Origin of the sequence: Atopobium sp. (genome assembly GCF_034113385.1) — a bacterium.
Taxonomy (GTDB): domain Bacteria; phylum Actinomycetota; class Coriobacteriia; order Coriobacteriales; family Atopobiaceae; genus Atopobium.
Genome location: NZ_JAXEXL010000009.1, coordinates 76,082 through 98,166 on the forward strand (window position 1 = coordinate 76,082; position 22,085 = coordinate 98,166).

The 22,085-nt window shown below is 47.1% G+C and carries 20 protein-coding genes and 1 tRNA gene; 14 read left to right on the forward strand and 7 right to left on the reverse strand.

The features are described from left to right. Positions 1 to 39 precede the first annotated feature (39 nt). Together SPD80_RS01985 and SPD80_RS01990 are read right to left on the reverse strand one after the other, a co-directional pair. On the reverse strand, positions 40 to 801 hold the full coding sequence (locus tag SPD80_RS01985) for an HAD family hydrolase (protein WP_320828264.1): 762 nt from the start codon (positions 799 to 801) through the stop codon (positions 40 to 42). A 10-nt stretch (positions 802 to 811) separates the two neighbouring features. Then, positions 812 to 1,303, reverse strand: coding sequence for a hypothetical protein (locus tag SPD80_RS01990; RefSeq protein WP_320604917.1), 492 nt, complete (start codon positions 1,301 to 1,303; stop codon positions 812 to 814). 187 nt (positions 1,304 to 1,490) lie between these two features. Here SPD80_RS01990 and pyrE point away from each other — a divergent pair, with 187 nt between their 5' ends. The 4 genes from pyrE (at position 1,491) to SPD80_RS02010 (ending at position 4,342) form a co-directional block, all read left to right on the forward strand. Next, positions 1,491 to 2,129: an orotate phosphoribosyltransferase gene (gene pyrE, locus SPD80_RS01995; protein ID WP_320604919.1), complete on the forward strand. Its 639-nt coding sequence runs from the start codon at positions 1,491 to 1,493 to the stop codon at positions 2,127 to 2,129. 87 nt (positions 2,130 to 2,216) lie between these two features. Continuing rightward, positions 2,217 to 2,828 carry an epoxyqueuosine reductase QueH gene (locus tag SPD80_RS02000; RefSeq protein WP_407061951.1) on the forward strand — a complete coding sequence of 204 codons (612 nt, stop codon included), beginning with the start codon at positions 2,217 to 2,219 and terminating at the stop codon, positions 2,826 to 2,828. 30 nt (positions 2,829 to 2,858) lie between these two features. After that, positions 2,859 to 4,022 carry a tRNA preQ1(34) S-adenosylmethionine ribosyltransferase-isomerase QueA gene (gene queA, locus SPD80_RS02005; RefSeq protein WP_320828265.1) on the forward strand — a complete coding sequence of 388 codons (1,164 nt, stop codon included), beginning with the start codon at positions 2,859 to 2,861 and terminating at the stop codon, positions 4,020 to 4,022. Between the two features lie 26 nt (positions 4,023 to 4,048). Further along, positions 4,049 to 4,342 carry a hypothetical protein gene (locus tag SPD80_RS02010; RefSeq protein ID WP_320828266.1) on the forward strand — a complete coding sequence of 98 codons (294 nt, stop codon included), beginning with the start codon at positions 4,049 to 4,051 and terminating at the stop codon, positions 4,340 to 4,342. A gap of 90 nt (positions 4,343 to 4,432) precedes the next feature. Here SPD80_RS02010 and SPD80_RS02015 read toward each other — a convergent pair whose 3' ends face one another. Next, positions 4,433 to 5,857: a hypothetical protein gene (locus tag SPD80_RS02015; RefSeq protein ID WP_320828268.1), complete on the reverse strand. Its 1,425-nt coding sequence runs from the start codon at positions 5,855 to 5,857 to the stop codon at positions 4,433 to 4,435. A 270-nt stretch (positions 5,858 to 6,127) separates the two neighbouring features. Here SPD80_RS02015 and SPD80_RS02020 point away from each other — a divergent pair, with 270 nt between their 5' ends. The 7 genes from SPD80_RS02020 to SPD80_RS02050 all read left to right on the forward strand — a co-directional run bounded on the left by SPD80_RS02020 (position 6,128) and on the right by SPD80_RS02050 (position 16,995). Continuing rightward, positions 6,128 to 6,400 (forward strand): HPr family phosphocarrier protein, encoded by a 273-nt coding sequence (locus SPD80_RS02020; RefSeq protein WP_028264519.1) that lies wholly within the window; start codon positions 6,128 to 6,130, stop codon positions 6,398 to 6,400. 99 nt (positions 6,401 to 6,499) lie between these two features. Further along, positions 6,500 to 7,636: a tRNA guanosine(34) transglycosylase Tgt gene (gene tgt, locus SPD80_RS02025; RefSeq protein ID WP_320604261.1), complete on the forward strand. Its 1,137-nt coding sequence runs from the start codon at positions 6,500 to 6,502 to the stop codon at positions 7,634 to 7,636. Positions 7,637 to 7,750: 114 nt separating this feature from the next. Continuing rightward, on the forward strand, positions 7,751 to 9,229 hold the full coding sequence (gene secD / locus SPD80_RS02030) for a protein translocase subunit SecD (protein WP_320828270.1): 1,479 nt from the start codon (positions 7,751 to 7,753) through the stop codon (positions 9,227 to 9,229). Further along, positions 9,222 to 10,178: a protein translocase subunit SecF gene (gene secF, locus SPD80_RS02035; protein ID WP_320605082.1), complete on the forward strand. Its 957-nt coding sequence runs from the start codon at positions 9,222 to 9,224 to the stop codon at positions 10,176 to 10,178. Before secD ends, secF begins: the two co-directional genes overlap by 8 nt. Then, on the forward strand, positions 10,178 to 13,891 hold the full coding sequence (gene recJ / locus SPD80_RS02040; RefSeq protein WP_320605080.1) for a single-stranded-DNA-specific exonuclease RecJ: 3,714 nt from the start codon (positions 10,178 to 10,180) through the stop codon (positions 13,889 to 13,891). Before secF ends, recJ begins: the two co-directional genes overlap by 1 nt. Positions 13,892 to 13,905: 14 nt before the next feature. Beyond that, positions 13,906 to 16,272, forward strand: coding sequence for a bifunctional (p)ppGpp synthetase/guanosine-3',5'-bis(diphosphate) 3'-pyrophosphohydrolase (locus SPD80_RS02045; protein WP_320828272.1), 2,367 nt, complete (start codon positions 13,906 to 13,908; stop codon positions 16,270 to 16,272). 72 nt (positions 16,273 to 16,344) lie between these two features. Continuing rightward, complete coding sequence (locus SPD80_RS02050; RefSeq protein WP_320605076.1) at positions 16,345 to 16,995, forward strand: MBL fold metallo-hydrolase; 651 nt, start codon at positions 16,345 to 16,347, stop codon at positions 16,993 to 16,995. A 105-nt stretch (positions 16,996 to 17,100) separates the two neighbouring features. Here SPD80_RS02050 and SPD80_RS02055 read toward each other — a convergent pair. Together SPD80_RS02055 and SPD80_RS02060 are read right to left on the reverse strand one after the other, a co-directional pair. After that, positions 17,101 to 17,187 (reverse strand) — tRNA-Leu (locus SPD80_RS02055). Between the two features lie 93 nt (positions 17,188 to 17,280). Continuing rightward, the gene (locus SPD80_RS02060) at positions 17,281 to 18,165 is read right to left on the reverse strand and encodes a DegV family protein (protein ID WP_320828274.1); all 885 of its coding nucleotides are present in this window, start codon (positions 18,163 to 18,165) and stop codon (positions 17,281 to 17,283) included. 360 nt (positions 18,166 to 18,525) lie between these two features. On the opposite strand from SPD80_RS02060, the gene infC reads away from it, so the two are divergent. Genes infC through rplT form a run of 3 tightly spaced genes read left to right on the forward strand, consistent with a single transcriptional unit; the run spans position 18,526 to position 19,709 of the window. Continuing rightward, positions 18,526 to 19,098: a translation initiation factor IF-3 gene (gene infC / locus SPD80_RS02065; RefSeq protein ID WP_320828303.1), complete on the forward strand. Its 573-nt coding sequence runs from the start codon at positions 18,526 to 18,528 to the stop codon at positions 19,096 to 19,098. Between the two features lies 1 nt (position 19,099). Further along, positions 19,100 to 19,294 (forward strand): 50S ribosomal protein L35, encoded by a 195-nt coding sequence (rpmI, locus tag SPD80_RS02070; RefSeq protein WP_002563965.1) that lies wholly within the window; start codon positions 19,100 to 19,102, stop codon positions 19,292 to 19,294. A 49-nt stretch (positions 19,295 to 19,343) separates the two neighbouring features. Next, positions 19,344 to 19,709 carry a 50S ribosomal protein L20 gene (gene rplT / locus SPD80_RS02075; RefSeq protein ID WP_320605070.1) on the forward strand — a complete coding sequence of 122 codons (366 nt, stop codon included), beginning with the start codon at positions 19,344 to 19,346 and terminating at the stop codon, positions 19,707 to 19,709. Between the two features lie 360 nt (positions 19,710 to 20,069). Here the strand turns inward: rplT and SPD80_RS02080 are convergent, their stop codons facing one another. Both SPD80_RS02080 and SPD80_RS02085 read right to left on the reverse strand, forming a co-directional pair. Continuing rightward, positions 20,070 to 21,284 carry an MraY family glycosyltransferase gene (locus SPD80_RS02080; protein WP_320828276.1) on the reverse strand — a complete coding sequence of 405 codons (1,215 nt, stop codon included), beginning with the start codon at positions 21,282 to 21,284 and terminating at the stop codon, positions 20,070 to 20,072. A 424-nt stretch (positions 21,285 to 21,708) separates the two neighbouring features. Further along, positions 21,709 to 21,969, reverse strand: coding sequence for a helix-turn-helix transcriptional regulator (locus SPD80_RS02085; protein ID WP_320605060.1), 261 nt, complete (start codon positions 21,967 to 21,969; stop codon positions 21,709 to 21,711). Positions 21,970 to 22,085: the final 116 nt, after the last annotated feature.

Here is a 22,085-nt window from a genome sequence, read left to right on the forward strand (position 1 = left end):
TTGTTGCGTAAGCGCTCAGGCGCCTTAGTTTTGTTTAATTTACTTAGTATCGCACAACTTATGTGCTTCTTTGCCATCCAAAATTGCAGCAGTAAGTTCAGTTGCACTGCTTACGATATGCGTTGCGCCACAGTGCTCTAAATAGCTGTGAGTTCTAAAACCCCAATCTACGGCAATACAATCCAAACCTGCATTATGAGCAGTACGAAAATCAATTTCTGTATCACCAATGTAGACAGCAGTGGCATTTGCGTTGCCTGTTTGAGCTTGCAGCTCATGTAAGGCGGCTAAGGTTATTTCTGGTGAGGGTTTGCGCGCTATGGCATCACATACACCTGCAGCATATGCCATGGTATTTCCAAAATGCAGCAAAGACAGACGTTTGACTTCACTATCCATTTTGTTGGAAATAACCGCACAGCTTACACCCGCAGCTTGCAGGGCTGTAAGCATAGGATATATTCCCGGGTAGGGACGGGTGTGGTCATTGCTGTGTGCTGGATAATACGAGCTAAAGACCTCATCGAGTCTGCTAACCTCTTGGGGGTCTATGGCTAAATCTTGCGGACTTAGTGTGGCGCCCAATGCTAAAAGTTCGTCTGAAGATGCGCCTTGTAAGGCTGCAAGTGCACGAGCAAAGGCAATCTTTGAGCCACTGCCAAAAAAGAGCGCAGCATCAGCAGGAGTAAAGCAGGCTTTATACTTCAGCTGGTGCATAGCATAGTTGAGTGACGCTGCAAGATCTTGGGTGGTATTGAGCAGAGTACCATCCATGTCAAACAATGCAATATCGTAGGACATGGCAACCCTTCTACTTGTTTTTCTTTTTGGTTTTGGCGGATTTGGTTGGTTTTTTAGACGTGGGTTTCTCGTCAAGGCTGGCTAATAGCGCGTTTTCTTTTTGGACTTTTCGGAAAAACCATACCAAAACAAGACCTGAAGCTGCGGTAATGCCAATAGCAAACAGGCGCACTGTTGTAAGAGGAGACGTGCGTAAAACGTTTTCTTGGTTGGCGAACATATGACCGTTTTGTAGGTAGGTAGTGGTAATGTCTCCCACTTCTGGCTTGAACTTAAGTTCCGTATCTACCAGGCGAAACTGCCTATTTTGATAGGATACAACCACCTTGTATTTAAAGGTTGTAGGATCAACCTTTTTGGAGACAACAGTGGATTTGCAGGGAAGATAGTCAAAAATCACAATCTTGCGCGCAATATTAATACCCACACTTAGCAGCAGGCAAACGATAAAAACAATCAGTGCAATATGAGCACGACGTTTAGCGGGAGTGTTCTTTGACATATAAAAACCTATCTCGTGTATAAAAGTTGTTTGCTCTTTAAGGATAGCGTCTCTTATATATGTATGCGTAGCTTCTCGGCTAAAGGTTGAGCATTGCGTAATACAATCAAGTGGACTGTAAAAAATGCTAACACATGCAGCTGATTTTACGCGCAGGTGAGAAGCGAATCTACGAAAGAGGTAGGTCATGGCAACTAAAGCCAGTGTTGCACACGCTCTTTTGTCCATTAAGGCAGTATTTTTAAAGCCTGATGACCCCTTTACCTGGGCAAGTGGTATTAAAAGTCCTATTTATTGTGACAATCGCCTTACACTTAGCTACCCCGAGGTTCGTACACTTATTGATGAGGCGCTTGCTAAGAAAAGCCATGAGCTGTATCCCGATGCAGAGATGCTTATGGGAACTTCTACGGCAGGTATTGCTCATGCTGCTATTGCTGCAGATCGCTTGGGTATTCCTATGGGCTATGTGCGTGGTTCCGCAAAAGATCATGGCCGCAAGAATCAGATTGAAGGCCGTGTGCATGCGGGCGAGAAAATCGTGGTGATTGAAGATCTTATCTCCACTGGAGGTTCTGTTTTAGACTGTGTCCGCCCTTTGCGTGAGATTGGTGCAGACGTGCTGGGTGTTATATCTATCTTTACCTACGGCATGCAAAAAGGTTTGGATCGTCTTGCTGCAGACAATGTACAAAATACTAGCTTGTGTGATTTGGATACCTTGGTAGACGTTGCTGTTGAGGAAGGCTACATCAAACCTCAAGATAAGGCACGCTTGCTGGCTTTTCGTGATAACCCCTCTGATGAGAGTTGGATGACGCGTTAGATGCCAAATCAGCAAAACCAACAGCAACACAGCGAGCGTATGGACTGTGTGAATCAGCGCGGGCACTGTGTGCAACAGCAGGAGCGCATGCCATTGTTGTTGCATGCTTGTTGTGCGCCGTGTTCCATAGAACCCATTCTCCATTTACGTGAAGAGGGTTTTGAGCCTACTATTTGTTGGACTAACCCTAATATTCAACCGATAGAAGAGCATGACTTGCGTTTGGACACCATGCGCGCATATGCGCATGATTTAGGTCTTGAGCTTATTGTTGCGTCTGATAATCGTGGCGCTTGGGAGCGGCGTGTGGCTGGTGCAGGTTTTGACCGTGAGCGTAGGTGTCGCGCCTGTTATGCTCAGCGCTTGGCAGAGCTGTGTTACGTTGCAAAAGAGCGAGGATTTTCCCATGTGTCTACCACGCTGGTAGTGTCTCCCTATCAGTTGTTTGATGTGTGTCATGACGTACTCAAAAAACTTTGTGACGCACAAGGCCTTATTATGGTGTGGCGTGATTTTCGCCCGTACTACCCTGAAGCTATACGCTTGTCTCGTGAGGCGGATATGTATAGGCAAAATTACTGCGGCTGTCGTTTTTCTGCTGCAGAAGCGGCCTTTGATAGGCAAAATATACGAGATAAGCGTAAGGCGGCCAAAGCTGCTGAGCGTGCACATATGCAATTAAAAGCTCATGTTTCTTAAGGGAAGCAGCAGCTTGCTAGGAGTTATGTAATGCGTACAGATGATTTTGATTACAACCTGCCCGAAGAGCTGATTGCTCAGGCACCTGCCGAGCCGCGCGATTCTTGTCGCTTGCTAGTATTGCATCGTAAGGATGGTAGGGTAGAGCATAAGATTTTTAGGGACGTTTTGGATTTGCTTGAGCCAGGCGATTTGCTGGTTGCTAACAAAACGCGTGTTATGCCTGCTCGTTTAGTGGGGCGCAAACAGCATACGGGCGGTGTATCAGAGACCTTATTGTTGCGCCGCCGTGAAGATATTGACGCTTTGGGTTCTGTATGGGAGTGTCTTGTCAATCCAGGTAAGCGTTTGAAACCCGGTGCTGTTATTGAGTATCGCGCCGGTGGCTTGCATGCTCCCGAGTCTTCTTTTGTGGTTTTGACCGGTGAAATTGTGGATTTTGTAGATGATAACCGCGGTGGCCGCCTGGTTAAGTTTGCACCTGCAGAAGGCATGACGCTTGATGAGGCAATTCATCGTGCTGGCCATGTGCCCCTGCCTCCTTACATTACCGAGTATGACGGAGATCCCGAGAAGTACCAGACCGTATATGCTATGAAGGAAGAGCATTCCGCTGCAGCTCCTACGGCTGGTTTGCATTTTACGCCTGAGCTTATCCAGAAAATTAAAGCTAAGGGTTGTAAATGGGCAACAGTAGAGCTTGAGGTTGGTATTGACACCTTTAGGTTGGTTACCGAGGATGACCCCACACAGCATGCTATGCACACGGAGCGCTACCATGTGTCACAGGATGTGATTGATGCGGTGCATGCTGCTAAGGCTGGTGGGCACAGGGTTATTGCTGTTGGTACTACGGCGGTACGTTCGCTTGAGTCTGCCTGGGATAGTAGTGTTGTGGCAAGTGAGCCTGCAGTAGTAGCCCAGCATTTTGAGAAAACAGCTGAGTCTGCTGCAATAACAGGTACGGGAGATATTGTGGTGCGTGAAGACGCAGCCACCAACCTGTTTTTGATGCCTGGCTCAACCTTCCATGTGGTAGATGCAATGATTACCAATTTTCATGTACCACGTTCCACGCTCATGATGCTTGTCTCGGCGTTTGCTACAAGAAACCACATTATGAGTGCTTATGAGCAAGCTATTGCTGAGCGCTATAGGATGCTTAGCTTTGGTGATGCCATGTTCATTGAGTAGTGCAATTTTTTGAGTAGGGGGTATTAATGGAAAAGTTAAGGCAATTTATTTGGGATACAAGCTATGGCAAATTCCTAAGATTTGGTATTGCTTTTTTGTTTGTTGTATTTATATTGCTTTGCTTATTTATTCCAACTTTACGGGATTATTTTACGCTCTCTACCGTTTTCGTTTTTTTAGCAGCCCTTGTGTTTTCAGTAGTAGGTCCACGTGTAACTACGTCTTCAGATAGATTTTGGCGCGGTGTTGCAATTGTGGTATTTGCTTTTAATCTAGTTAAGACTCTTTTAAAAATAGTTGGTTTTGAGTTGTTTAATTAGTGCCTGCCTCAGCAAAACGCCTATCTATCACAGTATGTGATAGATAGGCGTTTACAACAGGGCACATCACCTGCGCGCAGCACAGGTTTTTTACTTAAAAATATGTGTTACAAACAGCAATATAAGCACAATAACAATGCTTGCAGCAAATAGCACACCAATAAATACAGAGCGCTGCTGTTTTGTTTTTTCACGCAGCTTTGCCTCGCGCTTCTCGAGGTTTTGCACCTGGCGTTGCTGTACCTCAATAGCGGCTTGTGTGTCACATATCGTATTGCGCAACTCTTCTGTCCGCTCTGGCGTTGCGTGAATGTCTTCTGCTTCATCAATGAGTGCTTGCGCAGCATCACGCCTGGCAGTTGCTTCATCAAGCTGTTTTTTGGTGTCTGCAATGGCTTTAGCAAGTGCGGCTAAGTTCTTGTCTACTTCAGATTCGCGGCCATGTGCATCTTTATAAAGTTTGTCATAGGTTGCTTTATGTTCGTTTGCTTCACGTTTGGCATCTTCAAGTGTTTCCTGGGCAAAATCGAGGGAATTGCGTTGTGTATATACATGCGTAAGTGCATTTTCTACAGCACGACGATGTCGTTCTGTAATCTCGCTAATTTCAGTATGAGCACAATCGAGAGCACGTTCTTCTTTAGAGATTGCTTTGCGCGTTTGTTTAAGAGCCTTCTCATCAAGCGTGTCTGCAGCGGTCAACGTTGCCAATTCTTCATGTAATGCTTCGATGTGAGCTGTGGATTTCTTGATGGATTGATTAACGTGGTCAATTTCTTCATCACGGCGGCTTATCACCTCTTTTTGTTGAGACTCAGCTCCTTTAAGAGCGCGTTTGGCATCTGCCACAACCTTAGTTGCCTCATCTACCTTATCGCGTGCCTGTTCAAGCTGAGCCTTATAAGGCCGCAAATCCTGTCTGTTGGTTTCACGAAGCTCGGTAAGTTGTTGTCTGAGCTTGTCCTCTTCGGCGCGCTTATCTGCAATTTGAGCACCTAGCTTGTTCATGCGATTTTGAGCTTCAGTACGCAGTGCAGTTTGATCTTCAATGATGCTTTTGTAGTTTTGGGCTACGTCCTCACGGTGGGCGAGAAGAGCTTTAGTCTCGTCAAGTTCACTGTGGACTTGCTTCAAGCGTGTGCGCGCAGCATCCGTTTGCTTGGCGGCTCGGCGCACGTCACGCACCGCCTCAAAACCTTCCATAACCGTATGAGCACCTTGGCTTGCACCTATTGAGATAGTCTCACGTGCTTTATCGGCAAACTTAGTGAGCTCATCTTTATTAAGCGAGCCTGCTACGGAAGAAATACTTTTGTTAATGGCTGAGCTTACTTCTTCCAGGGGTTTCTCGGTAGGCTCATCTGGCACCTGCGGTTCTTTAAGATCTTCAATTGAAGTGTCCTCTGCTACAGATGGCGTCAGAGCGGCTTCTGATACAGGTTCAGGCGCAGGAGAGTCTGGTGCGGCATTGTCTTCTGTAGTGGTATCGGGATTATGAGTGAACTCGTCTGTCATTGCGCGTCCTTCATACAAAGTCTTATACCTATAGGGTAATCGAACGAGCTAGGTTTACCTAGTGTGTGGGTAAAGTTCTGCAAGAGTTTCTGCCAATGGTCTTGCGTCTGCGAAGGGTGTAGATATATAAGTCACATATTACAAACTCAGGGTAATATAAAAAATGTATGCATATACTATAAATCCCTACGCGTGTTTATTGCATAATTCTGCTACGATAGTGAATCGAAGTTAGTCTTTTTTCGTATATACGGATAAAAGGAGATAAAGATGGTTTCTAAGCAGACCACTATTAAGAATGCAACGGGTCTTCATGCTCGTCCTGCATCTGCCTTTGTTATGGAAGCAAAGAAGTACCAGTCCAACATTACTATTGCTGATGTAGACAAGGGCACTGCTCCTGCAAATGCAAAGTCCATTATGATGATTCTTGCTGCAGGTCTTGGCACGGGCGTTACCGTAGAGATAGCCTGCGATGGTCCTGATGAGCAGGAAGCTTGCGATGCTTTGATTGCTCTTATCGATAGTGGTTTTGGCGAGTAAACTAACGCAACTTATATATACTGGTGCCTGGTACCGTTGTGTGCCAGGCATTTTTTATGTTCCTATATTTGAGTATCAAGAAATGGAAGAGCACGTCACATGGCAGATTTGTTTAGCTACGAAATTATTGCAGAAGACCCTCAAACGCATGCGCGCGCTGGCGTGTTTCATACCGCTCATGGTGACGTAGAAACTCCATTATTTATGCCGGTTGGCACCAAGGGTACGGTTAAAGGTATTTTGCCTCAGACATTGGAGCAAATTGGTGCACAGGTTGTTTTGGCAAACACCTACCATTGTGAAATGCGCCCCGGTTCAGAGATGATTGATAAGCTCGGCGGCTTGCATGATTTTATGCAGTGGCATCATCCTATTTTGACTGATTCTGGCGGCTTCCAGGTGTTTAGTCATGGCGAGTTTTTTAAGCTCTCCGATGAAGGAGTTCGTTTTAGAGCAGTGGACTATGATGGTCGCTGGATTAGCTGGACGCCCGAAGACAACATGGCTATTGCTCAGCGTTTAGGTTCAGATATTTGTATGCAGCTTGATCAATGTCCTGGCTATCCTTCTCCGCGTCCGTTTGTGGAGCGTGCGGTTGAGTTGTCCAGTATGTGGGCGGAGCGTTGTTGGAAAGCGCATACGCGCCCTGACCAAGCTCTATTTGGCATTGTTCAGGGTGGTATGGATTTGGACTTGCGCTTGCGTTCCCTTAATCATTTAGAGAGCGTTGCCAATTTCCCTGGCTATGGCATTGGTGGATATTCAGTAGGCGAAGATCACCAAACCATGTTCCAGACGTTGGAGCCTCTGGTATCAGAATACATGCCTAAGCAGAAACCTCGTTATTTGATGGGAGTAGGAAATCCCACTACGTTGGTGCGCGGCGTTGCCTGTGGTGTAGATATGTTTGATTGTGTATTGCCCACTCGTACCGCTCGCATGGGTACAGCTTTCTCATCAGAAGGCCGCTTAAATCTTAAGAATGCCCGTTTTAGCACGGATGACACACCTCTTGACCATGCCTGTGATTGTCCTGTTTGTACTGGTGGCTATACGCGTGCATACCTTAACCATTTGGTGCGCCAAAAAGAGATGCTTGGTTCCATTTTGCTTTCTATGCACAATCTCTACTTCTTGCTTAACCTTATGAGAAAAGCACGCGCGTCCATCATTGAAGGTACCTACGGTGATTTTGTAGATAGTTGGATGAATAGTCCAGCTGCCGATGATTTTTAAAGACACTGAGTCTCTTTTCTCTTCAATCATGCGTCTATAATGAATGGTTGGAAAATAGCTCTAGATATGTGGCAGCTCTGCTCCATATCTTAACAACCTGAAAGAGACTGTCTTATGGCTCGTAAAAAGTCACAGGACTCCTTAAAGACTGGAATTGATCGCTGGGATAAGGGTTCAGCATCTCACAGTCACAGGAGTTCATCTACGTCTGCCGCACCAAGAGAGCTGCGTAAGTGGGTGGCAACACTCATAGCTCTTCTCGTTATATGTGTTGTGTGCGTGATTGGTTTTATGCCACTTAATGAGCGCATTACACAGGGCTTGGACATTCAAGGTGGCGTTTCCGTCATTATGACTGCAAGCAAATCTGATGGATCTGCACCAAGTGCAAATGACATGCAAACGGCAACGTCTATTGTTCAAAATCGCGTAAACTCATTGGGTGCTTCTGAGGCGACCGTTCAACAACAGGGTAACAACGCCATTCTTATTCAGATTCCGGGTGCAACAGACGCACAGCAGGCAGTAGAAACCATTGGTAAAACTGGCTATCTTGAGTTTGTGCGCCTGGATGCCATTGGTGACGCAGATGCAGTGGCTCAGCTTAGTGCTTATAAGGATAACGTGTCGCTTAAAAAGGGCACTTATTCTGCGTTTATGGATGGAGCTTCCATTGCGTCAGTACAGGTAGCACAGCAGTCTCATTCTGCTACGGGCGCGTATGTGGTCAATTTGACGTTAACGGGAGATGGCGCCAAGAAATTTGCAGAGGTAACGCGTGAACTTGCGCCTACTAACGGCCGTATTGCCATTGTGTTAGATGGCGTTGTGAAGTCTTCTCCTGCCGTACAAAATGAGATTACTGATGGCAATGTAAGTATTTCTGGTAACTTTACAGCCGATTCCGCGCGTTCTCTTAAAACCGTGCTTGACTCGGGTTCTTTGCCCGTTACGCTCAACTATTCAGAGAGTCGCGTTGTTGGCCCTACCCTTGGTCAAGATTCTTTGCATCAGGGTATTCTTGCCATTGCTTTGGGTATGGCTGTTGTTATCTTGTATCTGTTTGTGTTCTATAAGGGTTTGGGCATTTTAACACTTGGTTCTTTGCTTGCATTTGCCCTGATGTACCTTGGTCTTTTGGCTGCATTATCGCATTTTGGCGCCTTTGCCTTATCACTTCCTGGCTTGGCTGGCATTGTTTTGACCATTGGTATGGCAGCTGACTCTTCCATTTTGGTTTTAGAGCGTTTTCGAGAAGAGATTAGGATGGGCAAGAGTATACGCAATGCATCGCTGTCTGGTGTTAAGCATGGCATTGGAACATCGCTTGATGCAGATATGGTCACCATGGTTTCTGCGCTTGCTCTGTTCTTCTTTGCGGTTGGTCCCGTAAAGGGATTTGGTCTTACCCTTGGCTTGGGCATTGTATGCGACGTTATTACCATGTTCATGTTTAAAGCGCCTGCACTGCGTCTTTTGGCACATGGCCCCATTGCAAAGCATCCTGGTTTTTGGGGTGTTTCGTCTGATATAGATGAGGCAAACAAAAAACAGGGTGTTTTAGCTTCGAAGGGAGGTGCCACTCGTGCGTAGTCATTTTTCTCATGAGTTGCCCATTATTACGCATCGTCGTGTCTTTTTGACTGTGTCCGCCGTACTTATCGTTTTGTCTCTTGCGGGCTTGCTGGTACGGGGTTTGGTGTTTGGTATTGAGTTTAGTGGTGGTACCGAGATTGATTTTTACAATACCGGGACTATTTCTATCGAGCGCATGCGCAGTGCCTTGGCAGATGCCCAAGAGGGCAATGCCACTGTTCAAACTACGTTAACGGATGGTGCTGCTGGTTTTTTGGTACGTTCTGACACCACTGATCCCAATACAGCAACTGAGCATGCGCAACAAGCAGCACAGGCCTTATCGCTGCCCGATGCCTCGTATCAGGTAACTACCATTGGTCCTGATTGGGGGGCTAACGTAACACACTCTTCTGCTTTGGCTTTTGGTATTGCTCTTTTGGCAATCATTGCCTATATTGCCATTCGCTATGAGTACAAGATGGCCTTGTGTGCCGTGGCATCTTTGCTGCATGACCTCATTATTACTATAGGCATTTATGCTTGGACACAAACTGCGCTTACTCCTAATGTGGTAGCAGCCTTGCTTACTATCATGGGTTATTCACTGTATGACACTGTTGTTGAGTTCCACCGCATTAACGAGAATGCCAAGCGTTCAGGTGATAGTGCTCATCGGAGCTATAACCAAATTGCAAATTTCTCTATCAATGAGGTTTTGGTTCGTACCATTAACACTACGATTACTTCGTTGGTCCCTGTAGCTGCCATGCTTGCGTTTGGTGGAGCAACACTCAAAGACTTTGCCTTTGCTATGGCTATTGGTTTGGTGCTGGGTGGCTATTCCTCCTTTGGCGTAGCTTCTCCTTTGCTGTGCATCTGGAAGAGCCAAGAGCCCAAGTGGAAAAAGCTTGAGGCAAAGTATGGTTCTGGCGCTCAGACTGAAACTGTTGCCGAGGTAAAATAATGGCTAAGCTCGATGGGAGCAAGCGCTGGGAAGTTTTGGCTCCTCATGCCAATGCTGAGCAGCGCCTTCAATCGCAACTTAACGTTTCTCCTTTGGTTGCTCGAGTTATGGCGGCGCGTGGTTTTGATGCCAATGAAGAAGCTCAGCGTTTTTTGCAGCCTGATTTAGATCGAGACTGGTTTGATCCCTATACCATCCCCCATATGGAGCAAGCAGTTACCAAGATTGTAGAGGCCATTGCTGCCGATAAAATCATTGCAGTGTTTGGTGATTTTGATGTAGATGGCATGACGTCTACCTGCTTGCTTACGTTGGCACTGCGTCGTATGGGCGCCAATCAAGTACGTGCCTATATCCCACATCGCTTTGATGAGGGATATGGTTTGTCTGTTGCGGCGCTTGATCGCGTAATGGAAGATGGCAAGCCTGACCTTATCATTACGGTTGATAATGGTATTTCTGCTGCTAAAGAGGTTACTTGGCTACTTGAGCAGGGTATTGATGTTGTCATTACCGACCATCATGAACCTGCAGATTTAGTTCCTCAGGGTGTGCCTGTTGTTGATCCTAAACTACAGCCCTCTCATTGCTCACGTGAGCTGGCAGGTGCTGGTGTTGCACTCAAGTTGGTATGTGCTTTAAGCCGCAGACTGGGTATGCCGCAGTTATGGCGTGAATATACAGAAATTGCCTGTTTAGGAACTATTTCTGACATGATGCTTCTTGTGGGTGAAAATCGCTCACTGGTGTATGACGGTATCCGTCGTCTACGCAAAACAAATCGCCCTGGCATTGTGGCACTTAGTGCTATAAGTCATGTGGATTTAGCGGCTGTTACTTCAGACTCATTGCCCTTCTCGCTTATTCCTCGTTTGAATGCTGCGGGACGCATGGGTAAAACGGATGTAGCACTTGAGTTGTTACTTACCCAAGATCCTGAACACGCTGCTCGTTTGGCTGGTGAGCTTGAGCGCATTAACCAGATGCGTCGTGAGATTGAGTCAAGCTTGGCACAAGAAGCTATGGCTATGGTTGAGGCTACCTATGAGCCTGGTGGCCGCGTGATTGTTATTGCAGGTGAAGGCTGGCATGAAGGCGTTAAAGGCATTGTAGCTAGCCGTATTGTTAACCGCTATCATGTGCCGTCGTTACTCTTTACCATATCTGATGGTATTGCTCGTGGCAGTGGTCGTAGTGTTGGCTCGGTAGACCTGTTTAGCGCGGTGAGCAAGTGTTCTGATTTGCTCGTTCGCTTTGGTGGGCATTCTGGTGCCGTGGGTGTTACCTTAGATGCCGCCAATATTGATGCTTTTAGATTGCGTATGGAGGAGGAGCTCTCTAAGCTTCCAGAGGATGATTTTGTTTCCACTGGGGAAGTAACTGCACTTGTTGAGTTACATGAGCTTGACGTGCAATCTATTAACTCGCTTGAGGTATTGCAGCCCTTTGGCCAGGGCAACAAAAAGCCGCTCTTGGCTACGTCTGGCGTATGTATGCGTAGTTGTTGTCGCGTAGGCAGTGCAGGTGAGCATCTACGGTTTACTGCAACAGATGGCATTCATTCTATTCCTGCAATTATGTTTAGAGCACCTAATGTGGAGCAGGCAGTTGATTTTGACGGTGCTGTTAACCTTGTCTTTGAGGCTGTGAGTGAGACGTGGCAAGGACGTACCAAGCCTAAACTTATGGTGCGTGATATTGTGTATCGAGCGGCAGCTGCGGCGGCGCAAACAATGCCCTCCATTGCCGATGAGCTTTTCTCGCGCTCTCATGCTATTTTGGCACGCGGGGAATATGAGGGCCTTGCCGAGGCATCAAGTTTCCCAACCATTGCAATGCAGGTCCAATCTCCCGCACGACAAGCTGCCATTGCTCAGCTTTTTGCTGGTCAGCCTTTAGACATCATGTTTGATCCCACAGCCCCGCACGAGCAAAAGACATTGGTTTTGGCTACAGAACAGGGCGAGGTACTAGGCGAGTTACGTCCTGCTATTAATGCGGCATTAGCCCCGCGTATTGCAGCGGGGGCAAAGTATGGAGCAGCGGTTGTTGCCGTAACGCACAGTGAACAAAAAGGCTATGGCCTTAATGTTGTGGTAGTACGCCAGCATTCCACCAATGATGCCGCTACTTCTAAGGCAGAGGATGAGAGCAAGGCGCAGATTACCCATATGCGTAGTTCGTTTGAGTCATTGTCGTATGAAGAACTTACTGAGGCACTGCGCCAGTGTACGATTGGCCAGCATGCGCTGCTTCCTGCTCAGGCACAAGCCTTGCAGCAATTAGCCCAGGGTCACTCTACGTTGTGTGTTATGGCAACTGGTAGGGGTAAGTCGCTCATCTTTCATATGCATGCTGCGCGTGAGGCTATTTTGCACAAGCGCGTCAGCATTTTTGTATTTCCTCTGCGCGCGCTCGTAGCCGATCAAGCCTATCATCTTACCGAGATGTTCGAGAAGATTGGCATGAACATTCGCGTGATTACCGGAGAAACCCGTTTGGATGAGCGCGATGACATCTTTATTGGCGCACGTTCTGGCGCAATCGATGTTCTTCTCACCACACCAGAGTTTTTGGCCATTCACTCTCAGCGCTTTGCATCCATTGGTCGTGTGGGATTTATAGTGGTGGATGAGGCGCATCATGCTGGCACGGCAAAGGGTGGCAATCGCAGTGCATATACCGAGCTACCGCGTGTTTTAGCAGAGCTTAATAACCCCGTATGCTTGGCAGTAAGCGCTACAGCGCATACTGATAGCGCCCAGGAAATCTGCTCGCTTGCTCATATTGATGCAAGCCATGTAATTGTAGATCGTTCCATGCGCAGTAATCTGAGTGTGCAAGATGAGCGTGATTCCCAAGATCGCGATGCAGCTCTTATCCATCTTGTTGCTTCTGGCGAGAAGGTCGTCGTGTATGTTAATTCACGCGAGCAATCCGTTATGTTGGCTCGTATGTTGCGTCGTGCTGTACCTGATTTGGGGCATAAGATTTCCTTCTACAACGCTGGACTCACGCGCAAGGAACGCTCTAAGGTAGAGGATGCATTTAGAAGCGGAGAGCTGTGCTGCATAGTTGCTACCAGTGCGTTTGGCGAGGGCGTTAACTTGCCTGACGTCCGTGATGTTGTGCTGTACCATATGCCCTTTGGTTCTGTGGAGTTTAACCAAATGTCTGGCCGTGCTGGCCGTGATGGAAAGCCTGCCCAGATTTACGTGTTATTTGGTGATCGCGATGCTCGTATCAATGAACGCTTGCTTGCGGCTGGTGCTCCTGACCGCACTGCGCTCGTGGTGCTATATCGCACGCTTATTGCTCAGGCAAAGGTGCAATCGGATATGACTGGGCAAACCCAAGCTCAGATGGACGGCGCACCCACACAGGGTTTCTCGTTATCCAATTCAGAGTTGGCGGAGGCTGCCCGTGAGCGTGATGCTCATACAGAGCTGGATGAACGTATGGTGTCGTGCGGCATTGCCATTTTTAAAGAGTTGGGACTGTTGCGTACCACTGGATATGGAACAACGCGCAGAATTGTTATGAATCTATCGCCCGTACGTGTAGACCTAGAGAAATCTATTCGCTATTTGGAAGGTCAGCACGCACGTGAAGAGTTTGAGCAGTTTAGGAATTGGGTTCTGACTGCTTCGACCGACGAGCTTTTGGCTCGTATTAACAGGCCCATTACCCCAGATTTTGGGTATGAGGTCTAAAGGAGGCCAAGCGGATGACATTAGAAACAAGTGCTGGTAGAGGTACAACTGAAGAGGGATTGTTTGTTCCTGCAACGGATGAGATTCCAGAAGCGGACAATTACAGCTTGTTGCTTCGTACCTGTGGGCAGTATCTAAATGAGGCGGATTTACAAACCGTAAAGGATGCCTACGATTTTGCCGCACGTTTTCACGGTAATCAGCGCCGTCGTAGTGGCGAGCCTTACATCAATCATCCTGTCGAAGTTGCCTTTATTTTGGCAAATAACTTGCACATGGATAAAGACGTTATTTGCACAGCATTGCTGCATGATACCGTGGAGGACACCACGGCCACACTTGGTGATATTGCTGCTCAGTTTGGCGAGACGGTCGCGGAGCTTGTAGATGGTGTTACGAAGCTTACATCCATTGAGGTAGACTCCATGGATGAAAAGCAAGCGCTTAACTTACGTAAGATGTTTTTGGCCATGTCTAAAGATATTCGCGTAGTGATTATTAAGCTTGCTGACCGCTTACATAACATGCGTACGTTGGCATCTTTGCCACCACATCGCCGCATATTCAAGGCGCGCGAGACCATGGATGTGTACGCACCCTTGGCAGATCGCTTGGGCATCAGTTCCTTTAAGTGGGAGCTTGAAGACCTTTCATTTTTCTACTTATATACCGATGAATACACCCGCATTGCGCGCATGGTACAAGACTCTCATGAGGCGCGTGAGCGCGAGACTAACGCTATTATTGAGGTGCTTTCGGACGAGATTGCTCAAACAGGTATTACGGGTCTACAGATTAGCGGTCGTCCCAAACATCTGTGGTCCATCTACCAAAAAATGAAGCGCAAGGACAAACAATTCTCGGATATTTATGACCTGATTGCTTTACGTGTTATTGCTCAATCGGTGAGCGATTGTTATTCCATTTTAGGCTCTGTTCACTCTTTGTGGCATCCCTTACCAGGTCGTTTTAAAGATTACATTGCAACCCCTAAGCCCAATGGTTACAGCTCGCTGCATACGACGGTTGTAGGCCCCGACGCACGACCCATTGAGATTCAAATCCGCACGTATGAAATGCATGAGCAGGCAGAATACGGTATTGCTGCTCATTGGCTTTATAAGCGCTCAGGCAACTCATTGGGTGAGTTTTCTCATGACGATAAAAGCGTGGACTCACAAATATCTTGGATTCGCCGCAGTCTTGACTGGGCTGCTGAGGCAGATATTGATGACGCACATGAATACCTCGATAGCTTGCGCGTAGACCTCTATGAGGATGAGATTTTTGTCTTTACTCCCAAGGGTGAGGTCATGAGTTTGCGTGCTGGTGCTACACCTTTGGACTTTGCGTATGCGGTTCACACTGAGGTTGGCAATCATTGTGTTGGTGCTAAGGTTAACGGTTCTGTGGTACCGCTTACCTACTCGTTGGAAATTGGTGATCGTGTAGAGATTCTTACCAATAAAAACTCCAAGCCTTCGCGTGATTGGATTTCTTTGGTGCGTACACCGTCTGCTCGCGCCAAAATCCGTAAGTATTTTTCTACCGCTAGCAAGTCTGATGATGCAGAAACAGGACGTTCTGAACTCGCTCGTGAACTGCGTAAACGCGGTTTTGGTATCTCTAATGCCCGTACTACTAAGGCGCTTAACCGCGTATATGTTCAGTATGATTTCCATGCGGTTGATGATCTTTTTGCTGCAATAGGCACCAATAAACTTACGGCAAAATCGGTTGCTAATCGCGTGGAAGCTGTCCTTATGGAGGGCAGCCCCGAGCGGCTGGCAGAGGCAGCAAAAGCAGCAGAGGAAGAGGCTCGCAAAAAAGAGGCTATGGATGGCGATAAGCCCCTCAAGCTTGCCAAGCCTCAAACGCGTGAGCAACGTAAAAAGCGCACTAATTGTGGCGTCGTGGTTAAGGGCGATGCTGATCTTTTAGTTCATCTATCTAAATGCTGCAATCCCGTTGCCGGCGATCAAATTATTGGTTTTATTACGCGTGGTCGTGGCGTTTCAGTACATCGCGCCAACTGCCCCAATGTCACCGATCTTATGCGTCATCCTGAGCGCATGATTGATGTTGAGTGGGATACATCGGGTGCAACCGAGTTCCAAGTAGAAATTGTAGTTGCTGCAACCGACCGTATGGGCTTGCTCAAGGATGTAACCATTGCATTAGGTGACGCAGGCGCCAACATTTTGTCTGCTGCTACGCAAACAAGCGACAGTGGTGCCGCACGCTTGCGTTTTCTTATTGCCATCTCTGATGCAAGTATTCTTAATTCGCTGCTGGCAACGGTGGGCCGAGTTTCAGGCGTATATGATGCACGTCGCATCTTGCCAGGAGAGGGAAGCAAACAGCTTAAACGTCGTTTTTAGGGTGCTTGTAGTAGGTGAGGTTGTAAAAACACACAGCTTAGTGTTCCTGTAATGCCGGATTAAGGACAGGGTATGTCTATTAGTTTTACCAGCACTGCATCGTATGGTAATGACACCATTCATTGTTTTGTGGTAGGTCCTATTTCTACCAACTGTTATGCCTATGTGTCAGAGGGTGAGTGTTTGGTTATTGACCCAGGTTTTGATGGTGCTGCTTTGGCAGAACAGCTAGCAGATCAAAACATTACCACCATTGTTGCTACTCACGGTCACGGGGACCATGTAGGTGGTGTGGCAGAACTCATGCGTCCCTCCACCGCTTTTCTCATGAACGAGAAAGACGTGGAGCTTGCACAATCTGCTCATGCTGCTGGTCACAGACCTGGAGAGTCCCTGCCACCTCATCCCACGGGTACCTTGTCCGAAGGTGACATCATAAACGTGGGGACTGCAAGCTTTTATGTTATCGAGACACCTGGGCATACGCGTGGTGGTGTGTGTTTGGTGGGGCATGGTACCGCAGAAGGTTTGTGTTTTACGGGTGATACGCTGTTTGCAGGAAGTGCGGGGCGCACGGATTTGCCTGGCGGTAACTTTGATGAGCTTATGCACTCACTCAAGAGGCTCAAAGCAGAGCTTGCCCAAGACTGTATGGTGCTTCCTGGACATGGCGCAACTACTACTATGCAAATAGAATGTGCTACTAATCGCTTTTATCAGTAGAAAGACCTATCCACGAGCGAGACTTACAGAACAGCTGAACTTACAGACTGGTATATAAAGCAACAGATAACAAAAAGAGCCCCAAAAGGGGCTCTTGCTTTTGTATGGTGCCTGAGGTGAGACTCGAACTCACACGTCCTTGCGGACAACGGATTTTGAATCCGTCGCGTCTGCCAATTCCACCACTCAGGCATACGCGCATTGCGCGTTACAAACTATAGCAGAAAAAATGAACAAGTGGTACGAGACGACGCAAAAATATTCATGGCGCGTCTAGTTGTTACTCTAATCCTTACGAGGAGTGCCCCACCAAAAAGTTGCTACCGTACCAGGACCTGTATGTACGCCAATGGTAGCGCCAATGTTAAAGATTTGTGCAGGTTGAGCCTTGGGGAACGCCTGAGCAATGAGCTTGGCCACTTCCTGGGCATCTTCTAAACAATCCGAATGGCTTATAAACACCTCGTCCGTATAGTCAAAACCATTGTGGCAGGTCTCTTCCATAAGAGAAACCACACGCTTACTGGCACGCTTTTTAGTACGAATCTTTTCCTTAACTGCAAGCGAACCATCGGGGGCAACATGCATCAAAGGACATATATGAAGCATGCTGCCTACCGTGCCTGCTGTCTTGGAAATGCGTCCACCCTTAATAAAAAATCGTAAGTCTGTTGAGAAGAACCAGCTTTGTACCTCAGTTTTATGGGCTTCTGCCCAATCGCGCGTCTGGTCAATAGACATACCACTATCACGCATCTGAGCAAGTTTACTTACTAACAAGCCATACCCAGCGCTCGCGCAAAGAGAGTCTACGATATACAGCTTTTGATGAGGAAACTCCTGTGCCAAGATGCTAGCTGCGTTGCATGCAGATTGGTATGTTCCAGAGATGCCAGAGGACAAGGTAACATGTAAAACATCATTGCCATCGGCAAGTAGAGGACGCCAAAAATCTATGTAGTCGCCAACGTTAACCTGAGAGGTTGTAGCTTGGGCACCTGCAAGCATTTTTGCAAACATACTACGAGGTGTATTGGATTTACCAAAATCATCTTTGTACCAGACGTCGTCGAGCATGTAATTAAAGTCGATAGAGGGGATAGCGTGAGCACGCAAAAACTCTTCAGAGACATCTACGGTGGAGCAACAAGTTAAAACAAAGTCGGCCATAATACTCCCTTAATATGAGGTAATCATCTCTACTCTAGCGCAAACACAGTCCAACCACAGTCCAAAAAATATGCACTGAATGTGTGTTTGTTTGGGAGCACAGCATCTAAGGGTATCTTTTCTTGCGTTTGGCAGCAGCTATCTCTAATATAGAACGAGTTCGCGCGTATGCGCGTTGGAGAAGCGGAATCAGGCACGTGGATTCCCACCTGAACGGCGCCCTCTTGGCAGCTGTCTGGTAGGCAAACGGATAGTTCTTCTCGCCAGTCTTTGTGCGAGCCGTAAGTCCCAGATGGATGCGTATGCGTCGTCTGGGTATTTTTATGCGGCTGTGCCGCACAGAGAGGAAGGTGTAGGAAGATAGCCAAACCCCAGGGTCCTCGTGTAAACGAGGAAATCACCGCTCGTACCTGCCGCCTTATTGGCGAAGATGGTTCTCAGTTGGGCTTGTTCGGTGTTTCTGACGCATTGCGTCTTGCTGACGAGCGCGGTCTTGACCTTGTTGAGATTGCTCCCAATGCAGAGCCTCCTGTATGCAAGGTGATGGACTATCGCAAGTTCAAGTATGAGCAGGACCGCAAGGCCAAGGCTGCTCGCAAGAATCAGGCCAAGGTTGAGGTCAAGGAAATGAAGTTCCGTCCCAAGATTGATGTGGGCGACTACGAGACCAAGAAGAGCCATGTGCTTCGCTTCCTTAAGAAGGGCGCACGCGTCAAAATCACGATTATGTTCCGTGGACGTGAGATGGCCCATCCTGAGCAGGGTCTCAATGTTCTTGAGCGTCTTGCAGAAGACTTAAAGCCTTTTGCAAATGTAGAAGCTCAGCCCAAGATGGAGGGCCGTAACATGCACATGCTCGTCGCTCCTATTAAGGGCGCTTTTGATGAGAAGCCCATGATGGATGACGATTCTGCAAACAAGAAGGAGAACTAGTATGCCAAAGATGAAGACTCACAAGGGAACCGCCAAGCGTTTCCGTAAAACTGGTACCGGCAAGATTATGCGCGCTAAGGCATTTAAGAGCCACATCCTTACCAAGAAGTCTCAGAAGCGTATTCGTGGTTTCCGTCAAGAAGCCGTTGTTTCCGCAGCCGATGCAAAGAATGTATCGGTACGTATGGGTAAGTAGGCGCTTAAGCGTCAGTAAGAGCATTTCACTCACAAGGAGTTGATTACATATGGCACGTGTAAAGCGCGCAGTTAACGCCAAAAAGAAGCGTCACACCCTCCAAGAGCGTACTAAGGGTTATTACGGAACTTCCTCTCGTACCCTTCGTGGTATGAAGGAGCAGATGCAGCATTCTTTGCAGTATCAGTATCGTGATCGTCGCAGCAAGAAGCGCGACATTCGTCGTCTTTGGATTCAGCGTATTAACGCTGCAGCTCGCATTAATGACATGAGCTACTCCGTGTTCATGCATGGTCTTAAGCTTGCTGGTGTAGAGCTTGACCGTAAGGTTTTGGCTCAGATTGCCTATGAGGATTCTGCAGCATTTGCAGACCTTGTAGCTATTGCTAAAAAGGCAGTAGAGGCTGCTGAGTAGCTTCCAGTACGCAGATATAGCTTGTATGCAATAACCCGAGAAGTTCACGTGAGCTTCTCGGGTTTCTGTTTTTACAGTTTCTATCAAAATCTAATTATCCGGTCCCTGTGTTCGTAAATATAAAGCATATATCCATAATATAATCCCGCTTATCAAAATAACGGCGATAATGGAAAAACCGGATGCTTTATTCAGGTAACCCATAAATATCAAAAGGAAAAAAGCTATTCCAAGAAGAGTGGTTTGAACAGCATATCCTACCATAATATCAAAAAAAGTGAGTTTTACTGCAAAGAAAATACTGAGAGAAAAACATCAGCCTATATAGCGAATGTATGAAACTTGTCTCACGCTATAGTCTTATGAGTGCTTGTTCTTACGTTTTTTGAGGCGCTTGCGCAGAGTGCTGCCCTCAAGCTTTTGCGCTTTAGCCTCTTGTTCAAAGGCGGGGTTATCAGGTGTAATAAGTACATCGTCATCTGCTTCTGGATCATAGTGATGAAGCAATACTGGCTCAAACAAATGAAGCTTGGAAGCAAAGCTACCTGACGCAACAATCAAAACAATAAAGATAATCATGCGAGGCCAGACCGGAACCTTTGTCATAACAAAGGAGCCAATGCATAACATGGCGGTCCATGCATAAATAAGAAGTACTGCTTGACGCTGGTCAAAGCCACTTTGGATAAGCCTATGGTGGATGTGGCCCTTATCGGCTTGTCCAATACTTACATGAGCACGCTTGCGGCGCACAATGGCAGAGAGTGTATCAATAATAGGAATGCTCGCTACTAACAAAGGAATAATAATGGTGGTAAGACCGGCAACGCGTGTTACGTTAAGCAAAGAAATTGCGCCTAAAGTAAACCCTAGCAACAAGGAACCTGAGTCACCCAAAAAGATGCTGGCAGGATTGAAGTTAAAGCGCAAAAATCCTAGGGTGGTACCAGCTAACGCAATAGAAAGTGCCGCAGCATCCAAGCGTCCTGCAGCAGTAGCTAATACAAACATAGTAAGGCTTGCTATGCAGGTAATGCCAGAAGCAAGGCCATCCAAGCCGTCGATTAAGTTAATGATGTTACAGTAGGCAACCAAATACATAATGGTTATGGGATAGGTTAAGAAACCGAGAACAATTTCACTCTCGGTAAGTGGGTTATAAATATTGCCAATAACAAGGCCGCCACACACAGCAATAACGGCAGCAATAATCTGCCCTGTGAATTTGACGAGTGGTTTGAGCGAGAATATATCGTCCAATACACCCACAAAAAAGATACACGTTAGAGAGGCAGCAAGTAAGTAATAGTTAACGGACATGCCCGGATGGGGGACAAGCACGATAGGCCACAGGTAGCGAGTGGTACCAATATATTGCGTTACCGCTGCAGCAACCAGGCCAATAAAAACAGCAATGCCACCCATGCGCGGGATAGGTGTTTTATTGATGCGCCGCTTACCGGGCTTATCGATAGAACCAACTTTACGAGCAATAAGCTTAGCTAGTGGGGTAGTAATAACAGTTGCGATAAGGGCAACAAGGTATACACACATGTATGGAATATATGAACTCACGTGGTACTACTCCTACGATGGAGCGAACACGAGCGCGTGAACGCATGTTTACACGGTAAGTTTAAGTACACGCCATAACTTCTAGTAAGTCAAGACTGGTATCAATTTATCTATTTTGTATAGTAAAGGTGTCGAGCTCCTGCGAGCTAACTGGGTGAACCGACAAGTTTTTTCAGGGAGCCTGGTTCTTGTGCTTAGTACGGGGATCCTTCGTTGTTGAGGAAGCCGGAACAGGCAAGTAGGGCACCCACCTTATGAGAGGTGGGTTCACAATTGCAACGCAGGAGCCCGACGTTATGATGGCTGCTGCCACACGTCGAGCTCCTATCACGTTAAAACTTTGTTGTTTGTGCTGTAGTGTGTAGGCTTACTGCACTGATACAAATTTGTGTGAGCGCAGTCTACACATTACTTCTTGCGAGAATTACTTCTCGTCAGAACGAGGAACAACCTCAATTGCGTTCTCGGGAAGGGCTGCACCCTTAGGTTGGATAAGCAGACGATATCCCAATACATCCAAAATCTTGTTAAGAACACGGGTCTGAGGGTTACCAACAGCCAGAACAGAAGCGATGGCAGGCTGGCTTACGCCAAGAGCCTTAGCAAGCTCGGACTGAGTTGTTCCCTTAGCGGAAATGATGGAGCGTAGAGCGTCGGAAATGACCACTTTTTCTTGATTAGCCATGCAAATGCCTCTCTTACATACCACAGCTCGTGGGCTATGAACTTATCACATAATTTGTGATAAAGGATTTATAACCCACTTTGAAGCATTAAATCTGATTTGTAACAAAAAAGTGC

Excerpts from the sequence above, each read along its gene's own strand:
- queA (WP_320828265.1), top strand. The coding sequence starts at position 2,859 with ATGCGTACAGATGATTTTGATTACAACCTGCCCGAAGAGCTGATTGCT.
- SPD80_RS02050 (WP_320605076.1), top strand. The coding sequence starts at position 16,345 with ATGTCTATTAGTTTTACCAGCACTGCATCGTATGGTAATGACACCATT.
- SPD80_RS01990 (WP_320604917.1), bottom strand. The coding sequence starts at position 1,303 with ATGTCAAAGAACACTCCCGCTAAACGTCGTGCTCATATTGCACTGATT.
- SPD80_RS02085 (WP_320605060.1), bottom strand. The coding sequence starts at position 21,969 with ATGGCTAATCAAGAAAAAGTGGTCATTTCCGACGCTCTACGCTCCATC.
- tgt (WP_320604261.1), top strand. The coding sequence starts at position 6,500 with ATGGCAGATTTGTTTAGCTACGAAATTATTGCAGAAGACCCTCAAACG.
- SPD80_RS02045 (WP_320828272.1), top strand. The coding sequence starts at position 13,906 with ATGACATTAGAAACAAGTGCTGGTAGAGGTACAACTGAAGAGGGATTG.
- rpmI (WP_002563965.1), top strand. The coding sequence starts at position 19,100 with ATGCCAAAGATGAAGACTCACAAGGGAACCGCCAAGCGTTTCCGTAAA.
- SPD80_RS02010 (WP_320828266.1), top strand. The coding sequence starts at position 4,049 with ATGGAAAAGTTAAGGCAATTTATTTGGGATACAAGCTATGGCAAATTC.
- SPD80_RS02020 (WP_028264519.1), top strand. The coding sequence starts at position 6,128 with ATGGTTTCTAAGCAGACCACTATTAAGAATGCAACGGGTCTTCATGCT.
- SPD80_RS01985 (WP_320828264.1), bottom strand. The coding sequence starts at position 801 with ATGTCCTACGATATTGCATTGTTTGACATGGATGGTACTCTGCTCAAT.
- pyrE (WP_320604919.1), top strand. The coding sequence starts at position 1,491 with ATGGCAACTAAAGCCAGTGTTGCACACGCTCTTTTGTCCATTAAGGCA.
- SPD80_RS02015 (WP_320828268.1), bottom strand. The coding sequence starts at position 5,857 with ATGACAGACGAGTTCACTCATAATCCCGATACCACTACAGAAGACAAT.
- recJ (WP_320605080.1), top strand. The coding sequence starts at position 10,178 with ATGGCTAAGCTCGATGGGAGCAAGCGCTGGGAAGTTTTGGCTCCTCAT.
- secD (WP_320828270.1), top strand. The coding sequence starts at position 7,751 with ATGGCTCGTAAAAAGTCACAGGACTCCTTAAAGACTGGAATTGATCGC.
- rplT (WP_320605070.1), top strand. The coding sequence starts at position 19,344 with ATGGCACGTGTAAAGCGCGCAGTTAACGCCAAAAAGAAGCGTCACACC.
- SPD80_RS02000 (WP_407061951.1), top strand. The coding sequence starts at position 2,217 with ATGCCATTGTTGTTGCATGCTTGTTGTGCGCCGTGTTCCATAGAACCC.
- SPD80_RS02060 (WP_320828274.1), bottom strand. The coding sequence starts at position 18,165 with ATGGCCGACTTTGTTTTAACTTGTTGCTCCACCGTAGATGTCTCTGAA.